This is a genomic window from Sphingobacterium athyrii, from assembly GCF_003071065.1.
GTDB classification, from domain to species: Bacteria; Bacteroidota; Bacteroidia; order Sphingobacteriales; family Sphingobacteriaceae; genus Sphingobacterium; species Sphingobacterium athyrii.
Genome location: NZ_QCXX01000002.1, coordinates 472,481 through 488,929, shown reverse-complemented (window position 1 = coordinate 488,929; position 16,449 = coordinate 472,481). Strand labels below are relative to the sequence as shown.

The following is a 16,449-nucleotide window of genomic DNA, read 5'->3' as shown; positions in this document are numbered from 1 at the left end:
TCACAATGAAAAAGAAAATTATTACCCTTATAATAGCGTTGGCAACCCTCAGTAGCTGCGAAAAATTTCTTGATAAACGAGATCCAACAGCAACTTCTTTTGATGAGTTTTTTAACACAGAAGAAGATTTGCGTCGCGTGGTCTACAGTAGCTATTTAGATGCTTTTATGGGGCCAGGTGAACGTCGCCTCCTCTTTTACATGACCGAAGGTCGTTCGGACAATGCTTATGCCCGCATTGAGACAGATCATCACATGATCATCGCCAACGGCAATATGACTAGTAACTCCGCTTTGGCCGTTTATTACTGGAATTTACACAATCAGCATATAGGCCGTATTAACACCTATCTGGCAAATGTTGGGGTGCCATATGTCGAAAATGAATCTACGCGACAACGGTATAAAGCAATTCTCGAAGGTTTGCGCATCTGGCATTACTTCAGGATTACAGAATTCTGGGGTAACGTCCCTTTTGTGCTAACTCCTGTCAAACTGGAGGAAGCAACACCACCGGTGACACCTAAAGCCGAAATCCTTGACAAGCTCTTTGAAATGAGTGAAGATGTTGCCAATAGACTTCCAGAAAATGAAGGTACCACAAACGCATATATGTTCAACAAGTATTCCTTTAAAACATTGGTCATGCGCTACGCACTCTATAATGGAAGGTACGAACTGGCGGCAAGACTTGCTAAGGAGATTATGGATAGCGGGAAGTATCAACTTCATCCCCAATACGCCAATCTATTTAATTATCAAGCAGATAAAACCAACAAAGAATTTATTATCAAGTTTGATATGGAGAGCCATAACAATTCAGCAACAGCGTCATTTCAGCATCTCGCTCCACAATACCGAACCGGAAATGGCCAATCCTATGTTGTTCCCTTAAAAGCGCTCGTGGATAGTTATTGGACGTTACAGGGCCGATCAATTGATAAATGTCCGCTACATACTAAACAAGAATATGAGCTTAATCCAAAATTAAACCGTGACCCACGGTATGAAGCTAGTGTATTCGGTCATGGCGATCTCTTCAACAATGAAAAAATAGATATCTATGATGCTAAAAGTGCTTTTTATTACCAAAACCTACGTAGCAGTAGATCAGGATACTGGTTCAAGAAATTTGTCGACCAAGCCGATGCGTTTCGTACTGGCGGAAATATGCATTTTCCCTTGTCTCGCTATGCTGAAGTTCTGTTAACCTATGCCGAAGCAAAGATCATGTTGAATGATATAGATGAACTGGCTAAAAGTTGTATCAACCAGATTCGTAAAAGAGCCGGACTCGATATGACCATTGCTGATGTCAATTTAACGGCAAAATCACAACAGGAATGGATAGCGCTCATCCGCAACGAAAGGAGAACGGAATTTGCTGGCGAAGGATTACGTTATAGCGATATCTTGCGATGGAAAACAGCAGAAACAGTCCTTAATCAACCCGCTCTCGGTCATATGCGTCTGAATGGAGGTGGACAATCCGAAATACTCAAAATTGAGGACCGAAAGTTCTTAAACCATCAGTACTTATGGCCATTTCACGAAAGTAGTTTTCAGGTGGAGCCCAACTTGGTGCAAAATCCGGGCTATTAATCAAATACAACGATATTCTTTTGTCCAATATTGCAAGAGCGGTATTCCTTAGGGAATGTCGCTCTTGCATTTTTTTTTGTTAAACACAACTTTTAACAGGAATAGCCTACCTAAGTGAAAAGATAGATATTTCCTATAAATGGCAGGAAGTAGAACACCCTTATATGTGCAAATAGCATAGAATTCTTTATTTTTTGCCAATAAATAAACCATCAAGAAAAAGGTATCTGTCTCTGAATTTCTCTGGAGATGCCTGCGCTTCGATATTGAGGTCAAGTATATTCATCACCTTGTCTGTTGCTGTAGTTTTTGGCCACACAGCAAGATTTTTCCCATTCGGATTACCAGTTTTAATAAAATTGATGAAGTAGCGCTGTCCCAGTAGTGAAGCTTTGTAGTCATCCTTCGTCCAGTCAAAAACATCATTGCTCTTCAGATTTCCTAATAGATATTCAATATCACTGGCATGGAACGCTCCCGGGAGGACCGGTGGCAGATTCTCTTTGTCTGCAGTGGTAGATTTTTTTCTTATCCCACCAGCAAGCCCTGTCTCCACATTGTTATAAGCTGCTTTCATCGGTGGCCGTGCTTTGCTAAAGGTGTAGACATAAACAGGTTGGCCGCTGTTTATTCGTTGCAAATCGAGCCATTTCCAAGTACTGTAAACAATAAAATTATCACTGGCTAGCGCGGTCGCCGATGTGATGACTTCACTTTCTGTTTTCCCCGGATACAATTTGAGCACTTCATCAGCCCTAGCACCGAATTGCTCGCGTACTAATCTCTCATAGTTGTCCGGTGATGGGTAAGACTTGCCGGTGAAGGCAGTATAAGGAGCCTCTGTAGACGTCCAGCCTGCAAGTAGAGAAACTTTGGACTGCTCCCCTGCTTCAAATATTTCCAACGGTGATTTGGGGAGAAAATAACCATCTATGATCAGACGTGTCATAAAGGCACCGGGCTCACTGGCCCGGTCAAGTAGTTCTGCGGCGGGAATTTTACGCAATTGGTCAAGGTTGCCTGCATTGACTTTGGTAGCAAATGCTACACCTTTTTGTTCTTGCTCCCCAAGGGAAATAGTGCCATATCTTAAATTAAAAACACTTCCGCTCTGACCGATAGCACGCTTAAATAACCCTTTGGAAAGCGGACTACTCATCTGGGCGGAAACAGACATGCTTCCGGCAGATTCGCCGCCTATGGTAACCTCATCAGGATCACCTCCAAAGGCAGCTATATTCTTTTTGACCCATGCTAATGCCGCATATTGATCCAGGAGACCATAGTTCCCTGATGCATTTTTTGGCGATTCTTGGGTTAGTTCCGGATGCGCGAAGAAACCAAAGATGCCTAGACGATAATTGACGGTAACGACAATAATGCCTTCCTTGGCAAAGCTCTCCCCATCGTAACGATTTTCTGATCCATCACCGGCATTGAAACCGCCACCATAAAAATAAACTAAAACAGGAAGTTTATCGGAGCCCCCAGCCTTTGGTCGCCATACATTCAGGTAGAGGCAATCTTCACTTATACCCGGAGAGCGAAATCTCATGTCCCCATAGATCGGTTTCTGCATTGGTGAATTTCCAAAGCGATCTACCTTGCGGATCCCTGTCCAATGATCGGCAGGTTGTGGTTCTTTCCATCGTAAATTGCCAACCGGTGGTTTTGCAAAAGGAATCCCACGGAATGCCTGCACGCCGCTGGATAACGTAATTCCTTCCATTATACCCTCTTCAACCTTTACTTGGGGCTGTTGGGCAAAAACAAATGATATAAGCAGGAACGCGGCGACGGTAAAAAAAGTCTTTATCATAATAATGTTGTCAATATTTTACACGGGACTGTTCCAATTAAATATAGGAACATTTTTTGCATTTTCCCCAACTAGCTAAATGTTGCAATTGCACGATTACGAATCTCTGAAACATTCAATCCCGCACCTTCAAGTTTTTGTGAAGCCTGTTTTTCTATTAAATCTTTTAACATGACAAAGGTCTGATCAAATTGGACATGCTTACCAATCACAAAAGACAAATCGTATTCGATCTCCTCCCAGGTAGAAATATCAGCATGATTATGCTGCAATTGAACTTCTAATTTATCAATAGCATTAGCCACCTTTGCTTCGAAGGTTTTCTTCTCCTCAAACTCATAAAAAAGATCATATATCTCCTGACCATTACTTGCTGTAAGCAGCTCTCTAATTCTAAGAATTGCCTTCTCTTCATTTTGTTGTTTGATTTTTTTGATCTCTGGGTTGCGGATCTGATCCAATACCGATACGTCACCAGCTTCGGCTTCAACAAGATCATGGATAATAATCATTTTCAATAGGTGGGCGAGATCAACTTTTTGCTCTAAAAGCGGTTCAATCAAAACGGCCATCAACGACATCCGCCAAGTATGTTCTGCAACGCTCTCCTGACGACCATTAGACAGCCAGCTATGTCGCAATTCGAATTTTAGTTTTTCAGCCAGCTTCAGGACATCTAATATCGCCGATAACTGCTCCAGTTTTATTTTATTAATCATCTTATATATATGAAACTTTACTTCCAATCTGATATATTTATATTCTAATTATCAACAGCTAATTTAATATTTCTTACTTAGGATAAAGTAGATCTTCAACGAAAAAAGCTGTTGTCATCAAATACTGACACAAACTTTCTTGTTTTAATCGCGTCTAAAATCGACTAATAAAATTCTTGGAATAGTTATTTAGAACAGACACCTGAGACTATTTATAAGAGCTATTATTCACATTCAAATGCACTCTCGATAAGAGAATATTACAATTGCCACCGAATTGCCGATTACTCTTCCTACCTTTGTTTTCAAATTAAACACATATGCCAAAAGAAACAAAAGCGGGACTTTATCAAGGAGTCATAGAAAAAGATGCAAATGGAAATTACTTTTGTGGCCCTTATCTATTAGATTACCAAACCGTAGAAGCTTATTTTAAATTGGGTGATCGCGTCAGCTTAAAAAGTATTATCAAAAATACCAGCCGCATGAGTATGGAAACTTATCCTCAAAAATCAATTAAGTTTTCATTTGCAACCGAAAATCATGACAATGATTAGCACAATGTAAGCTAGATCTTAGAATACAGAATTCATATTGAATTCAATTGTCTTTATATGCGGTCACTTAAGAGCATATGAAGACAATTGAATAAAATCACCATGGTGTAAGCTCTCCGCGCACGCATAAATTGACATCGACTTTTGGAGACAACAATATCCGGATAAACAATTTCGAATGTATACTGTTAGTTAGAGAATAGATTATACTACTAATGCCTCATTTTATTATAGACTGTTCGCAAGATATTCTTCAGACAATCGCTCCTGCTGAGCTCATGGGAACTGTATACGAGACAGCTGCTGCTGCAGGAATTTTCGCTGCTAATGACATAAAGGTTAGAATTCAGCCTTACCAATATTATCGACTCGGAAACAATAAGACTAATTTCTTACATGTTTTCGGGTATATTATGGAAGGACGAACTATGGAACAAAAAGCAAATCTTTCAAAAACAATCACTGCCAGACTAAAAAAATTGCTTCCTTCAATCTCTTTCCTTTCAATGAGTATCAGCGAATTTGAAGCTGCAACTTACTGCAACAGTTCGTTAATAAATCCTCAGAATATTAATCATGATCGCCATTTTGAATTATAGGATTTAATCCGTTAATCTCCCCGCGAAATGATCCAGCTCATTTACGTTGGAGATATAGATCACATCGATAGCAGATCATTCTTTTTACCTTAGTATATACAAAAAAAGAAGACAAACATGGCAAATACAATGAAAGCTGCACGTTGGTATGCTGCTAAAGATATTAGGGTAGAACCAACAGAAATCCCTGAACCAAAGGCTGGTCAGGTTAAAATAGCTGTCCATTTCGCCGGAATATGCGGATCTGACTTACATGAGTATGTACATGGCCCGCAATTAATCCCGGTAGATCAACCCTACCCGCTAAACGGACACCAGGGAGTCACTACGCTTGGACATGAGTTTTCGGGTGTGGTGGAGGCCGTAGGTGAAGGTGTACAACATGTAAAAGCCGGTGACCGCGTGGTCGTTGAACCGATTTTTAAAAACTTTGATAGTCCCTTTATTGCAAATGGCGCATATAATTTGTCCGAACCCTTGGGATTTATCGGGCTTTCCAGTAATGGCGGATTTGCTCCGTATGTTGTCGTTGAAGACTACATGCTACACAAAATACCGGACAGCATGTCTTTTGAAAAAGGCGCATTGGTGGAGCCTGCCGCTGTCGCGGTATATGCAGTGCACCAAAGCGGGCTTAAAATCGGTGAATCCGTATTAGTATCTGGTGCTGGTCCCATAGGTTTACTATGTGTTCAGGCGGCACTTGCAGCAGGTGCGACAACAGTTATTGTCACGGATATCGCAGACAAACGTCTAGAGAAGGCAAAAGCCATCGGTGCAACACATACCATCAACGCGAAAGAGGAAGGGATTCCACAAAAAATTAAGTCCATTACAGGACTTGGTGTAGACGTATTTCTAGATTGTGCTGGCGTACAGGCCTCCTATTCAACAGGGATTGATAGTTTAAAAAATGGTGGAACAGCGGTTTTAGTAGCTTTGTTTGGCAAGCCGGTTACCACGAATGCGCTGGATCAGGTACTGCGGGAAATCACGATCAAGGGTATTATTGCTTATCGTAACATCTTTCCACAAGTTATTGCGCTTATCGATAGTGGACGTATGCCAGTGGAAAAACTTGTGACAAGCAAAATAAGCTTAGAAAATATCGTTTCAGAGGGATTTGAAGCTTTGGTTAATGATCCTACTGAAGTCAAAATATTAATTGATATACAGAAAAAGTAGTATCGTCAGTTGATACTGCAATGGCCTGTTTATATCAGAAAAAATATGCTGATCCATTCATGAACAATGTCTTTCGGGATATCCCGAAAGACATTGTTCATGAATGGATTGACCTCTAACTGCGCTTATTCGTCAATGGGAAAATTGCACTTTCAACATGGGCCTTCTAATTCAGCTGACGCAATTCATGCACCTTTTTTGGATTGCCATTAGCAAACATTGTTCTGTTCTTTTGGATCTTGTTTGAGATCATACATTTCTACTGTTGGGTTACTGCTCATTACTTTCTGTAAAATAAGTCTCTAGTCTCATTTCCGCAGGATTTGACGCAGTCTATCGACAATCTGACCTACATAGGCATCCATCCATCTTAAATTCTGTTTAGATTTTTATGCTGTAGATAAACCATCATTCCGACCCATCCCGCGACCGCTAGGATCATAACAGATCCAATCGTGCTAATGGAAGAAAACAGGGCGATAACGACGATGACGCTAGCTATAACCCAAGTAATATCTAGTGTGATGATAAACTTGGTCCAGCTGACCGGGATACTTTCCTTCATAGCAGTGGCTAAAACAAATATCGAAAACACAATGAGGAAAACGCCTACCGGAATAAATGTTGTATTATTTCCAGTTTCAAATAGCTTTGTAAATACAGAAGGCATGGTTACCAATAAAACTCCTGTCATTCCTGAGCTGATCGCATTGGTCAGCAATACATTTTTTAGTGTCATAATTTCTTTTTTTTATTACTCAAAAGTACAACTGCTTACAAGGCTTTGGGCTACCAATAGACGACAAGATATTGACATTATACGACAATTTGATACAGGCTGCAAAACATATCAGTACATTTACAATATGAATTATAAACAGACCATGTTGCAAGCCTTAATTGCTTTTTGTGAGGATCGAGGTTTGGATAGCATTAAAATTGTCTCATTATCGGGTTTTTCAATTGCTCAGTTAATGAACAGTCGCCAATTTGAGATCACTGATCAGCAGATTGAAAACGTATGGAGGAATATTGTACAGCTTTCAAAGGATCAACTGATAGGCCTGCATTTTGGAGCAACCATGCAACTAGCAGCCTTAAATATCGTAGGACAGATCATCCAAACAAGCTGTACCGTGAGGGACGCACTGCTTCAAGTGCGATCGCTCATGCATTTCGTCACAGATCTTTATACAATGGAAATAGACTTAAAGCATAAAACATGCGTCATCGAATACCATAAAAATGGAGGTTTTGACCACTTGCCTACTACCCAAAGACAATTCGGAGATTTCTTAATAGCATTCACAATCTATGAATTAAAAGGATTACTCCTTAAAAATTTGAGCCCTATCATGGTAGGGCTACCTAACTTCCAGCGGGAAAGCAGTTCGGCTTATGAAACGATCTTAAGATGCTCGGCAAGAAAATCAACACATTATACCGTAGAATTTCCAAAGGAATACCTGGATTTTCCGATTATTACCGCCAACTACCAGATACAGACTTTGCTCATTAACAAGATAAATCAATTACAAAACCCGAACGAACTGATGGGATCTCTCTCAAAAAGAATATTTAACTATCTTATCGCCAATTCTTACCTCTATTCTCTCTCCATAGAAGCTGTAGCTGGAAATTTCAATGTAAGTGTAAGGACTTTACAGCGTAAACTCAAAGATGAAGGAGCTTCTTATATACAAATTGTTGAGGAGGTTCGTAAATCTCTAGCCATACATTATATGCAGAACACGACCTCATCTGTAAAAGAAATATCAATCATTTTGGGCTATGCCGAACCGAGTGCTTTCGTTCGTGCCTTTAAAAAATGGACAGGAGAAACACCTACTGGCTACAGACTATCCAGTCATTAAGTTATTCCTGTTTAGAATAATACTATACATTTATGCTGTTACAATACTACTTCCTGTAGCGCTTCTACATTCTTCTCTGTCAATTGATAGTCTACGATAACATTCTTATTCTGCGAAGTAATATAAATTGAGCTCTTAATTTACATTGTAAGACTTTCACTAATACTTCCTTTTGGTGTTTGGGCAAACAATGCTTGTGAAAAATAAACAAGTCCAATGATAATGATTGTACCTAAAATAAATAACACATTAAAATAAATAGATTTCTATTCGGTGATCAGCGATTATATATCAAGCTGTACGCCAAAATTGGCCATAGTTCCACGGCCCTTTATATAGTAGCGTCCCTCATTGGTAGCACCGCGCACCTCAGCATGAGTTGGATAATAATTGGCATTGAAAAGATTGTTGATCGAGAATAGAAAGGTAAGTTTTTGGTATTTATATCTGGTTTGAAAATCCACAAGATTATATCCGGAAATAGGATATTTTCCATAATTATATTCAGCAGCAGGAAATACGTCACGTCCACCAAGATGCAGATATTGCAGATATATATTCCACCGATCAGTCAATTTAAAATCGGTATTCAGATTGATTTTAAACGGTGAGATGATCGAATTATCCAATTTATCCTTATAACTGCCATCATTTTTCAAATCTTGACGTCCATCCATATAGCCCAGTACAGTACCTATGGACAACCATTGTGTGGGTCTCAAATTACCGACAAACTCCAATCCATAGATCCGCTGAGGTACCTGAATCAATTCATAGTTGCCCGGAGCAGAGGTCTCGGCAAAAGTATTGCCTTTCTTAGAAGTGCTGTAATAGCCAGTCAGTTGATAGTCCCACATCGTCATCCTGCCATTCAGCCCGATTTCAAAGTTATTAACTACGACTGGTTTGGGATCTATCTGACTTAAAGGGACCCCATTCCGAAGGATAAGTCCTACGTCACCGATAGAATATCCCTGAGAAAATGAAGCAAAAGGCTGTAAATAATTGTATTTATTATACCTTGTCGCCATATTAAATACAAATGCATCTGAGTTATTGCGTTCACCTACAGTTAGCTTCCCTCCTTTGGTGAGATCTCCCACCTTAAACCGTATATTTTCATAACGAAGCCCTCCTTTCAAAATCCAGTTCGTAGCGATATTCAATTTGCTCTGTAAGTAGAAAGCTATATTGTCCATATTCATATCTGGGGTAACCAGATCATCCTTCATCGTTTTCTGTACCGTATGATCTTTCAGCAGGTCTACTCCATAGATCAGAGATAGCGGAGTAGATGTCCCCAGCCGAAAAGGGGTGTTAAAATTAAGCCTCGCCCCTTGATGGTCAGAGTAGGTTTGATTATATGTCTCAAAAACCGTATTCATATCTTCGTAATAGAGGCTTAAACTTGCAGCAGTCTTTCCATATTGGCCGTCATATTTTAGGTGAAATGCCTTATTATAGGGAGTACCACCGTTGATTACCGTATCTGAAGGAATACCTATCGCCGGAGAATGGCCGAAATCACCAGTAGTACCCACATATTTGCTATCCTGCAAACTACGGTAATAATTACCCATAAATTCCAGGCGATGTTCTGGAGCGATCTGATAACCCATTTTAGCCATGGTATTATATGAACGCGTTTCGCCCAACCCATAAAACGGACTCACGACTGTTCCATCCGAACTGCGTATCGCCCCTGTATGACCAATTTTACCTTGTACAACATAATCCCATTTTTCAATCTGACCTGAAAATACTTGTGAAATATTGTAACCATACGTTTCATTTGGTTTTACCAGACTCAAGGTGTTATTAAAATACGTAGAGGAGCTTATCTTCTTTCCTTTCTGCGGCTTTTTGGTGATATAGTTGATAACGCCACCTGCAGCACCATTGCCATACATTGCTGTCGCTCCATTAACAACTTCGATATGGTCAATCGCGCTTGCATCTATCGTCCGTAGATCACGTCCCCCGTTTCGTAATGGCGTGGATTGCGGGATACCGTCGATAAGTACCAAAAAATTTCGTCCACGAATCTTCGCAATAAAATTATTCTGACTCTCTTCACTCGGTGAAATACTGGGGACCTTTTGCATTAGGATATTCGGCAGATTGTCATTAATCTGTCGCTGTTGATCCAGCGCCTTTCCTCCAATGTAAGTAACTGACGATGGTACTTCATTAATATGCTCTGCTAACCGGCTTGCTGTCACAACAACTTCATCCAAACTGTGCTGTTTTGCCTGAAGTGTGATTAATCCCAATTGATGTTGTTCGTGTACGATTTCAATATCCCGGGACACACTTTCAAATCCGACACAACTCCATATCAATTGATATTTACCATAATTAATGCCTGTTAATTCAAAATAACCGTCTTTATCAGATCTAGTACTGTTCAACCCTCGTAACTGGATACGAACATTTGCCAAAGGAAGTCCGTTCGGGTCAACGACGCGACCTGAAATTGAACATTGCTGCTGTCCTAAAGAACGCAGTGTAACAGCGGGATTCCAAATAGCTAAACTATTGGCATTGAGTGTTGGAGATAACGAAAAAGAACAGCATAATAATATGGCAGTGATCTTAGCCATGTGGTATTGAGGATTTGCCATTTGTGTATAAAAACCTAGTAGATGATATTTATTCTGTATTTAAATCAAAGATAATAATGGGGTCAAATATATTATTATTTTGAATAAATCTAAATACAAGTGCGTAAAAAATATGACAACGACGTTTCGACCAAACGATAAAGCCTTAAAATAGAGGATACGCTTACTAAAACAAGAATTAAGGTCATCGTTCGTAGACAAATCTTCGAATATAATTTTCAACATCAATGATATCAAAAGGCTTAGCTAAAAACCCATCAGCTCCACATTCCAAGGATATACTTCTTCCATCGGGACTTCCAGAAATCATGACAACAGGCAGCTTATGATGTTTATCCGAAGCCCGTAATTCGCGAAGTATTTGATCGCCATCTTGGTTAGGCATATGGATATCCATAAAAAGTATGTCAGCTTTTATACCATCCAATACAGCAGCTAAGGCCGAGGCGTTAGCAACCGTTGTTACGACAGTCTGATCGTCTTCTAAGATCATAGAAAATGCATTTAGGATCTCTATATCATTGTCACAAACCACAATTTGTCTTTTCATTGTTATATTTTTAAAATCATACAATGAGCATAGATTAATTCATAAGCGACATAGGTCTTTTGTTAGCTATTCGTCAGAATACAAAAAATTCCGATTGTTAATGATAGATCTTCGCTTTGCTGGTCTATGACACATTTCCTAATGCCCACAACAGTACAATTACTCTGTTGCAGCTATGCAAATTGGTTACTTTGATGGCCCAATACCATTCTTTTAATGTTTAAAATGTCGGGCTTTTTTCTCAAGAGAACAGTTCTCAATGTATATTAGTTCACCTAGAACGAATTTGATTGACACTTAAGGTATATACACCAGGGATAAAGAAAAAATCCTCTTTTATTTATTTTGTGTAGGAATATTACAAATAATTTTAGTAAATTAAAAAAAGGAAGGCTCAGTAAAAAAACGTGTACATTGAAATCTATATATCACTGGGCATCGAAAGAGAACGCTGCGTTTCCACTAGATAAAATACAATTGCTAACTCAATAGTTGAGAAACGGAGGGACATTTATGAATACTAAAATTATTGGGTCGGGCAGCTATCTTCCGGACACTATAATAAACAACACACATTTTGAAAATCGTGTTTTTTTGGATGAAACAGGCGAGCCAATCAAATATCCCGAGTCCATTATAGGCAAGTTTAAAGATATTACCGGAATTTCCGAACGTCGTTATGCTGCGGAGAATCAAGTAGCCTCTGACCTTGCATTTATTGCGGCAGAAAGAGCAGTTGCAAATGCTGGAGTAGATCAAGAGACACTCGATTATATCATTGTAGCGCATAATTATGGAGATGTACGTTATGGAAAGACTCAATCGGATACCGTACCTAGTTTAGCCGCTCGGGTTAAGAAAAAATTAGGAATAAAAAATCCGGGCTGTATCGCTTACGACCTTCTATTTGGCTGTCCGGGCTGGAATGAAGGGATGATACAGGCGAATGCATTTATCAAATCGGGAATGGCCAAACGTTGTATGATTATTGGTACCGAAACTCTCTCCCGAGTCGTAGATCCCTACGATCGTGATTCGATGATCTATGCTGATGGTGCGGGTGCAGTTATTGTAGAAGGAACAGCCTCGGAAGCAGGATTGCTCTCCTATCAGAGTGCAAGTTATACTTTTGATGAATCCGATTACCTTTATTTTGGCAATTCCTTTAACAGCCAACACGAACCAAATACATACTACATAAAAATGAAAGGGCGGAAAATATATGAATTCGCACTCAACAAAGTCCCTTTAGCCATGCAGGCCTGTATGGAAAAAGCTAATTTAGATATTACTGCAATAAAAAAAGTATTAATTCATCAGGCTAATGAGAAAATGGATGAGGCTATTATTTCACGATTCTATGGTTTATACAACATGCAGCCGCCAAAAGACATCATGCCTATGTCTATTCATAAATTTGGAAATAGCAGTGTCGCAACAATTCCAACGCTTTACGATTTAATCAGACAGGGAAAAATGAATGGTCATTCCTTTCAAAAAAATGACATTATCTTATTTGCTTCGGTAGGTGCCGGAATGAATATCAATGCTTTTACCTATAAGCTTTAGTGTTAATGACTCCTGAAATTTTTATTCCTCTTCTGAAGAGAATTTAAACACTTGGTCTTAATCGAAAAAAGTTTAATTAATGAGGCGAGCATAAAAAATTTGCACATAAAAAAGCGAGCAAAAGCATGGTCTAATACTCCATCCTTTATACTCGCTCCAAATTAATAATCTACCATTATTTTAAGACAAGCAATCTGCTACACGGCTTATTTCTTTTTCTTTCGGAAGACATTATCTGTTAAATCTTTTGAAATCGAGTCTTTCTCTTTTTGATAAGAAGACTGCGTTTTTTCTTTGGTGCTTTTTTCCTTTTTTTGATCTTTACTCATGACCTATGAAATTTATATTGTGAAGATACCCGATAACCATAAAAACATTAGCAGCGGGTGATTAAAATTATGTGCGGTTGGTTCTAACAGAAAATTTCGCGATTGGGTGATTGGGGAAATTTAAAGATAAAACAAGAAGCTTTTATCATATTTGGCTTACCGAATGGGTTATGTAAGTAGTAAACCTTATTCCTAAAGATACGAATAATAATTCGCATTAAACCATTTACGAAAAAACAATTATATACACCGGATTTAATATAATTTAAACGGTCGTCTTTTAAAGACCATTCGCATCCGTATTCATTTATTGACTTTAAAAAGTTGATACCTCAGCAGTCAAATAATTTTTTCATTGTCAGCGCTCTTGGCGCGTAAAGTTTGGATAGCGCAAATTCAAAGAAGACAGCAGATAAGTCATTTAAATACTTGTCTTAGGACAAGTATTTAAACCAGAATATCTTTTAGTTTTATAACACAAATCTGTTTTTCTATGCACGTTCTTTTTTCAGTTTTCACCTTAGCATGTATCGTTTTATTTGGACTGGCGTCCCCTAATAAAATGATCATCATTCCTATGATGATATGGTCATTTGCACTTTCAGCAGTCTCATCATTTAATATTTTCCTATCATTTCCACCTTCTTTTGTGCTCATCCTTGTGAGTGTTCTCCTGCTCAGTATAAGCTACTATAGATTATCAAAAAATGTAGGGTTGAACGTTTATTACCTGTTGGGTATCCATATCATTAGAATCCCGATTGAATTCATCATTTTCCAACTTTTCAAGCATAAAATGCTCCCCATCGAAATGACCTTTCTTGGTTGGAACTATGATCTATTTTTTGGTGTCACCGCCATTTTATTTTTAGTATTCAGTAGCCTAAATCCCAGAATATTGACATCTGCACTTTTCAAAGTATGGAATATTTTAGGGATATGTTCGTTATTGCAAGTCGTTGTTATTGGTATATTATCATCGCCATTACCTTTACAAACAATGGCATTTGATCAACCCAATATTGCTGTACTACAATTTCCATATGTCTTGCTTCCAACTATCATAGTACCTATTGTCATATTATCTCACTTTCATCCTTTGAGGAAAGCCATCAAAGTAGAAAAATGGTAGGATGCTGCAAACATCACTTAACTTGTAATTATCATGTTTTTTGCAAATTAAACACTGTACCCGCAGGGTCAGTTATCCAGTGCATATTTTCTGGAAGTTCCTCGATTTCGTCACAGGTTTCCACCCCATTTGATAACAGATAATCGGTCGCCTCAGGGACATTAGGAACAGTAAGCTGCAACCAAGTTTCGGAATGAGTATAATTATCCACGCAATCTAACCAAATGATATTGTGTCCAAATTTCACTTCATGTGTCCTCGAAACCGTCGGGTTATTGATTGGCTTCTCCTCTACATCCAATTTCAGTATATCCCTGTAAAATGCAACAGTCTTTTCGTATTTATTTTTGGGAATTTTTATAGCGATATTAATCCCCGCTTCAAATTTTATGTTCATATTTTTGTTCTTAAATCACAAACAAAATAGTAAAATTAATTAGTCAAAACGCTTGTCCTATGACAAGATTTAGCTTTGGTAGCAGGACAAATCCATATCAGGATTAACATAAAAAATAGTACTTTAGATATAATTAATCAATTTTCGACTTATCCCTTAAAAAGGTAAAATTTTATATGATCCCACAGTTATACACTTACCTAAAAATTATCGTTATATTTCTTCTTTTTGATGTTTTAATATACTTAAGGTTACGCAGACTGGCTGTATGGAAATCACAGCCATTAGTTGCAAACATCATCTGGTGGCTATTGAGTATTTCCTCTTATGTCTGTATATTCTTAAATTTATTTTTTGAATGGAGCAATTTTATCGCTGCTTGTTTCATGTTCTTCCCTATTTCCCTCTTATTGGGAAAAGCGATCCTGTTTCTATTTATTGGCGTTGATGTACTATCGGCGTTCATCATAAATATTTTTAGACGGCCAACAGAGAACAGCATGGTAGTGGATTCAAATGGTAACAGCGCGCGCATGGGAAGATCTGATTTTATTATCAAAAGTGGACTTTTGATAAGCAGTATTCCATTGGTGGCGTTGACCCGTGGGTTTAAGTCCAATATTTATAATTACCGGGTCAAACATGTTAACCTGATTTTACCAAATCTTCCTAGATCTTTCGATGGTATTACTATCGCTCAGATTTCAGATATACACGCCGGGAGCCTTTATAATTTAGATGCAGTAACAAAAGGTGTAGCACTACTGCTTGCACAGAAACCGGACATGATTTTTTTTACTGGAGATTTAGTAAATGATTTTGCTGAGGAAATGGATGATTACCTCCCCATTTTTAACAAGCTAAGCGCCCCGCTTGGCATTTTTTCAATTTTGGGAAATCATGACTATGGAGACTATCATTTTAATAGATTTCATTTCAACAATAAACATACCTCGACAAAGAAGGAGAATTTAGTCAATGTGAAAGACATTCATCGTAAACTTGGTTGGCAGCTCCTTCTCAATGAATCAAAAGAGGTCAGCCTAAATAACGAAAAAATCACCCTCATCGGTGTCGAGAATTGGGGCGTAAACAACCCGCACAACTATGGTGATCTTGATCTGGCTATGTCCAAAGTGGATCCCTCCTCAGCAGTCAACCTGCTGCTTTCACATGATCCCTCACATTGGAGAGCTGAGATATTACCAAAATACCCCATGATTGATGTCACCTTTAGCGGACACACGCATGGCGGACAATTTGGGTTTAGCCATCCTGACTATCAATGGAGTCCAATCCAATACGCATATCGTGAATGGGCTGGCCTATACCAAGAGAAACATCAATCGCTTTATGTCAATGTTGGTTTCGGCTACCTCGATTACCCAAGCAGATTGGGGATACTGCCTGAGATCACGATATTCCATTTAAAAAATAAGGTGTAGCCCCATAAATATTGAATTATGGAACACACCTTTTATAAATTAGAAAGTT

15 protein-coding genes are annotated in these 16,449 nt (G+C 38.7%); 7 read left to right on the top strand and 8 right to left on the bottom strand.

Annotation, left to right across the window (positions count from 1 at the left end; all coding sequences use genetic code 11):
• Positions 1 to 5: 5 nt before the first annotated feature.
• Positions 6 to 1,601, top strand: a complete 1,596-nt coding sequence (locus tag DCO56_RS08510) for a RagB/SusD family nutrient uptake outer membrane protein (RefSeq protein ID WP_108633314.1) — start codon at positions 6 to 8, stop codon at positions 1,599 to 1,601.
• A 187-nt stretch (positions 1,602 to 1,788) separates the two neighbouring features.
• Here DCO56_RS08510 and DCO56_RS08505 read toward each other — a convergent pair whose 3' ends face one another.
• Positions 1,789 to 3,420 carry a carboxylesterase/lipase family protein gene (locus DCO56_RS08505; RefSeq protein WP_108633313.1) on the bottom strand — a complete coding sequence of 544 codons (1,632 nt, stop codon included), beginning with the start codon at positions 3,418 to 3,420 and terminating at the stop codon, positions 1,789 to 1,791.
• A gap of 71 nt (positions 3,421 to 3,491) precedes the next feature.
• Positions 3,492 to 4,139: an HD domain-containing protein gene (locus DCO56_RS08500; RefSeq protein WP_108633312.1), complete on the bottom strand. Its 648-nt coding sequence runs from the start codon at positions 4,137 to 4,139 to the stop codon at positions 3,492 to 3,494.
• 320 nt (positions 4,140 to 4,459) lie between these two features.
• Between DCO56_RS08500 and DCO56_RS08495 the strand changes: the two genes are divergently transcribed.
• From DCO56_RS08495 to DCO56_RS08485, 3 genes are all read left to right on the top strand, one after another.
• Positions 4,460 to 4,696, top strand: coding sequence for a hypothetical protein (locus tag DCO56_RS08495; RefSeq protein WP_108633311.1), 237 nt, complete (start codon positions 4,460 to 4,462; stop codon positions 4,694 to 4,696).
• A gap of 215 nt (positions 4,697 to 4,911) precedes the next feature.
• The gene (locus tag DCO56_RS08490; protein ID WP_108633310.1) at positions 4,912 to 5,295 is read left to right on the top strand and encodes a 5-carboxymethyl-2-hydroxymuconate Delta-isomerase; all 384 of its coding nucleotides are present in this window, start codon (positions 4,912 to 4,914) and stop codon (positions 5,293 to 5,295) included.
• A 117-nt stretch (positions 5,296 to 5,412) separates the two neighbouring features.
• A complete protein-coding gene (locus DCO56_RS08485; protein WP_108633309.1) occupies positions 5,413 to 6,480 on the top strand; it encodes a 2,3-butanediol dehydrogenase in 1,068 nt (355 codons plus the stop codon).
• A 370-nt stretch (positions 6,481 to 6,850) separates the two neighbouring features.
• Here the strand turns inward: DCO56_RS08485 and DCO56_RS29215 are convergent, their stop codons facing one another.
• Positions 6,851 to 7,219 (bottom strand): hypothetical protein, encoded by a 369-nt coding sequence (locus DCO56_RS29215; RefSeq protein ID WP_181390498.1) that lies wholly within the window; start codon positions 7,217 to 7,219, stop codon positions 6,851 to 6,853.
• A gap of 127 nt (positions 7,220 to 7,346) precedes the next feature.
• On the opposite strand from DCO56_RS29215, the gene DCO56_RS08480 reads away from it, so the two are divergent.
• Positions 7,347 to 8,354: an AraC family transcriptional regulator gene (locus DCO56_RS08480; protein WP_181390497.1), complete on the top strand. Its 1,008-nt coding sequence runs from the start codon at positions 7,347 to 7,349 to the stop codon at positions 8,352 to 8,354.
• A 284-nt stretch (positions 8,355 to 8,638) separates the two neighbouring features.
• On the opposite strand, the gene DCO56_RS29860 is transcribed toward DCO56_RS08480, so the two are convergent.
• Both DCO56_RS29860 and DCO56_RS08470 read right to left on the bottom strand, forming a co-directional pair.
• Positions 8,639 to 10,957 carry a TonB-dependent receptor gene (locus DCO56_RS29860; protein ID WP_181390496.1) on the bottom strand — a complete coding sequence of 773 codons (2,319 nt, stop codon included), beginning with the start codon at positions 10,955 to 10,957 and terminating at the stop codon, positions 8,639 to 8,641.
• Between the two features lie 205 nt (positions 10,958 to 11,162).
• Positions 11,163 to 11,528: a response regulator gene (locus DCO56_RS08470; protein WP_108633306.1), complete on the bottom strand. Its 366-nt coding sequence runs from the start codon at positions 11,526 to 11,528 to the stop codon at positions 11,163 to 11,165.
• Positions 11,529 to 12,041: 513 nt separating this feature from the next.
• On the opposite strand from DCO56_RS08470, the gene DCO56_RS08465 reads away from it, so the two are divergent.
• A complete protein-coding gene (locus DCO56_RS08465) occupies positions 12,042 to 13,097 on the top strand; it encodes a 3-oxoacyl-ACP synthase III family protein (protein ID WP_108633305.1) in 1,056 nt (351 codons plus the stop codon).
• A 206-nt stretch (positions 13,098 to 13,303) separates the two neighbouring features.
• Here the strand turns inward: DCO56_RS08465 and DCO56_RS29855 are convergent, their stop codons facing one another.
• The 3 genes from DCO56_RS29855 to DCO56_RS08450 form a co-directional block, all read right to left on the bottom strand.
• Positions 13,304 to 13,426, bottom strand: coding sequence for a hypothetical protein (locus DCO56_RS29855; RefSeq protein ID WP_262508746.1), 123 nt, complete (start codon positions 13,424 to 13,426; stop codon positions 13,304 to 13,306).
• A gap of 447 nt (positions 13,427 to 13,873) precedes the next feature.
• The gene (locus tag DCO56_RS08460) at positions 13,874 to 14,083 is read right to left on the bottom strand and encodes a hypothetical protein (RefSeq protein WP_108633304.1); all 210 of its coding nucleotides are present in this window, start codon (positions 14,081 to 14,083) and stop codon (positions 13,874 to 13,876) included.
• Positions 14,084 to 14,589: 506 nt separating this feature from the next.
• On the bottom strand, positions 14,590 to 14,955 hold the full coding sequence (locus DCO56_RS08450) for a VOC family protein (protein ID WP_108633302.1): 366 nt from the start codon (positions 14,953 to 14,955) through the stop codon (positions 14,590 to 14,592).
• A gap of 176 nt (positions 14,956 to 15,131) precedes the next feature.
• Here DCO56_RS08450 and DCO56_RS08445 point away from each other — a divergent pair, with 176 nt between their 5' ends.
• Positions 15,132 to 16,400: a metallophosphoesterase gene (locus tag DCO56_RS08445; protein WP_245935799.1), complete on the top strand. Its 1,269-nt coding sequence runs from the start codon at positions 15,132 to 15,134 to the stop codon at positions 16,398 to 16,400.
• The last annotated feature ends 49 nt before the right edge of the window (positions 16,401 to 16,449 follow it).

What these genes read in the sequence shown, in the direction of transcription:
- DCO56_RS08510 (WP_108633314.1), top strand. Translation starts at nt 6, where the DNA reads ATGAAAAAGAAAATTATTACCCTTATAATAGCGTTGGCAACCCTCAGT.
- DCO56_RS08505 (WP_108633313.1), bottom strand. Translation starts at nt 3,420, where the DNA reads ATGATAAAGACTTTTTTTACCGTCGCCGCGTTCCTGCTTATATCATTT.
- DCO56_RS08500 (WP_108633312.1), bottom strand. Translation starts at nt 4,139, where the DNA reads ATGATTAATAAAATAAAACTGGAGCAGTTATCGGCGATATTAGATGTC.
- DCO56_RS08495 (WP_108633311.1), top strand. Translation starts at nt 4,460, where the DNA reads ATGCCAAAAGAAACAAAAGCGGGACTTTATCAAGGAGTCATAGAAAAA.
- DCO56_RS08490 (WP_108633310.1), top strand. Translation starts at nt 4,912, where the DNA reads ATGCCTCATTTTATTATAGACTGTTCGCAAGATATTCTTCAGACAATC.
- DCO56_RS08485 (WP_108633309.1), top strand. Translation starts at nt 5,413, where the DNA reads ATGGCAAATACAATGAAAGCTGCACGTTGGTATGCTGCTAAAGATATT.
- DCO56_RS29215 (WP_181390498.1), bottom strand. Translation starts at nt 7,219, where the DNA reads ATGACACTAAAAAATGTATTGCTGACCAATGCGATCAGCTCAGGAATG.
- DCO56_RS08480 (WP_181390497.1), top strand. Translation starts at nt 7,347, where the DNA reads ATGAATTATAAACAGACCATGTTGCAAGCCTTAATTGCTTTTTGTGAG.
- DCO56_RS29860 (WP_181390496.1), bottom strand. Translation starts at nt 10,957, where the DNA reads ATGGCTAAGATCACTGCCATATTATTATGCTGTTCTTTTTCGTTATCT.
- DCO56_RS08470 (WP_108633306.1), bottom strand. Translation starts at nt 11,528, where the DNA reads ATGAAAAGACAAATTGTGGTTTGTGACAATGATATAGAGATCCTAAAT.
- DCO56_RS08465 (WP_108633305.1), top strand. Translation starts at nt 12,042, where the DNA reads ATGAATACTAAAATTATTGGGTCGGGCAGCTATCTTCCGGACACTATA.
- DCO56_RS29855 (WP_262508746.1), bottom strand. Translation starts at nt 13,426, where the DNA reads ATGAGTAAAGATCAAAAAAAGGAAAAAAGCACCAAAGAAAAAACGCAG.
- DCO56_RS08460 (WP_108633304.1), bottom strand. Translation starts at nt 14,083, where the DNA reads ATGAGCACAAAAGAAGGTGGAAATGATAGGAAAATATTAAATGATGAG.
- DCO56_RS08450 (WP_108633302.1), bottom strand. Translation starts at nt 14,955, where the DNA reads ATGAACATAAAATTTGAAGCGGGGATTAATATCGCTATAAAAATTCCC.
- DCO56_RS08445 (WP_245935799.1), top strand. Translation starts at nt 15,132, where the DNA reads ATGATCCCACAGTTATACACTTACCTAAAAATTATCGTTATATTTCTT.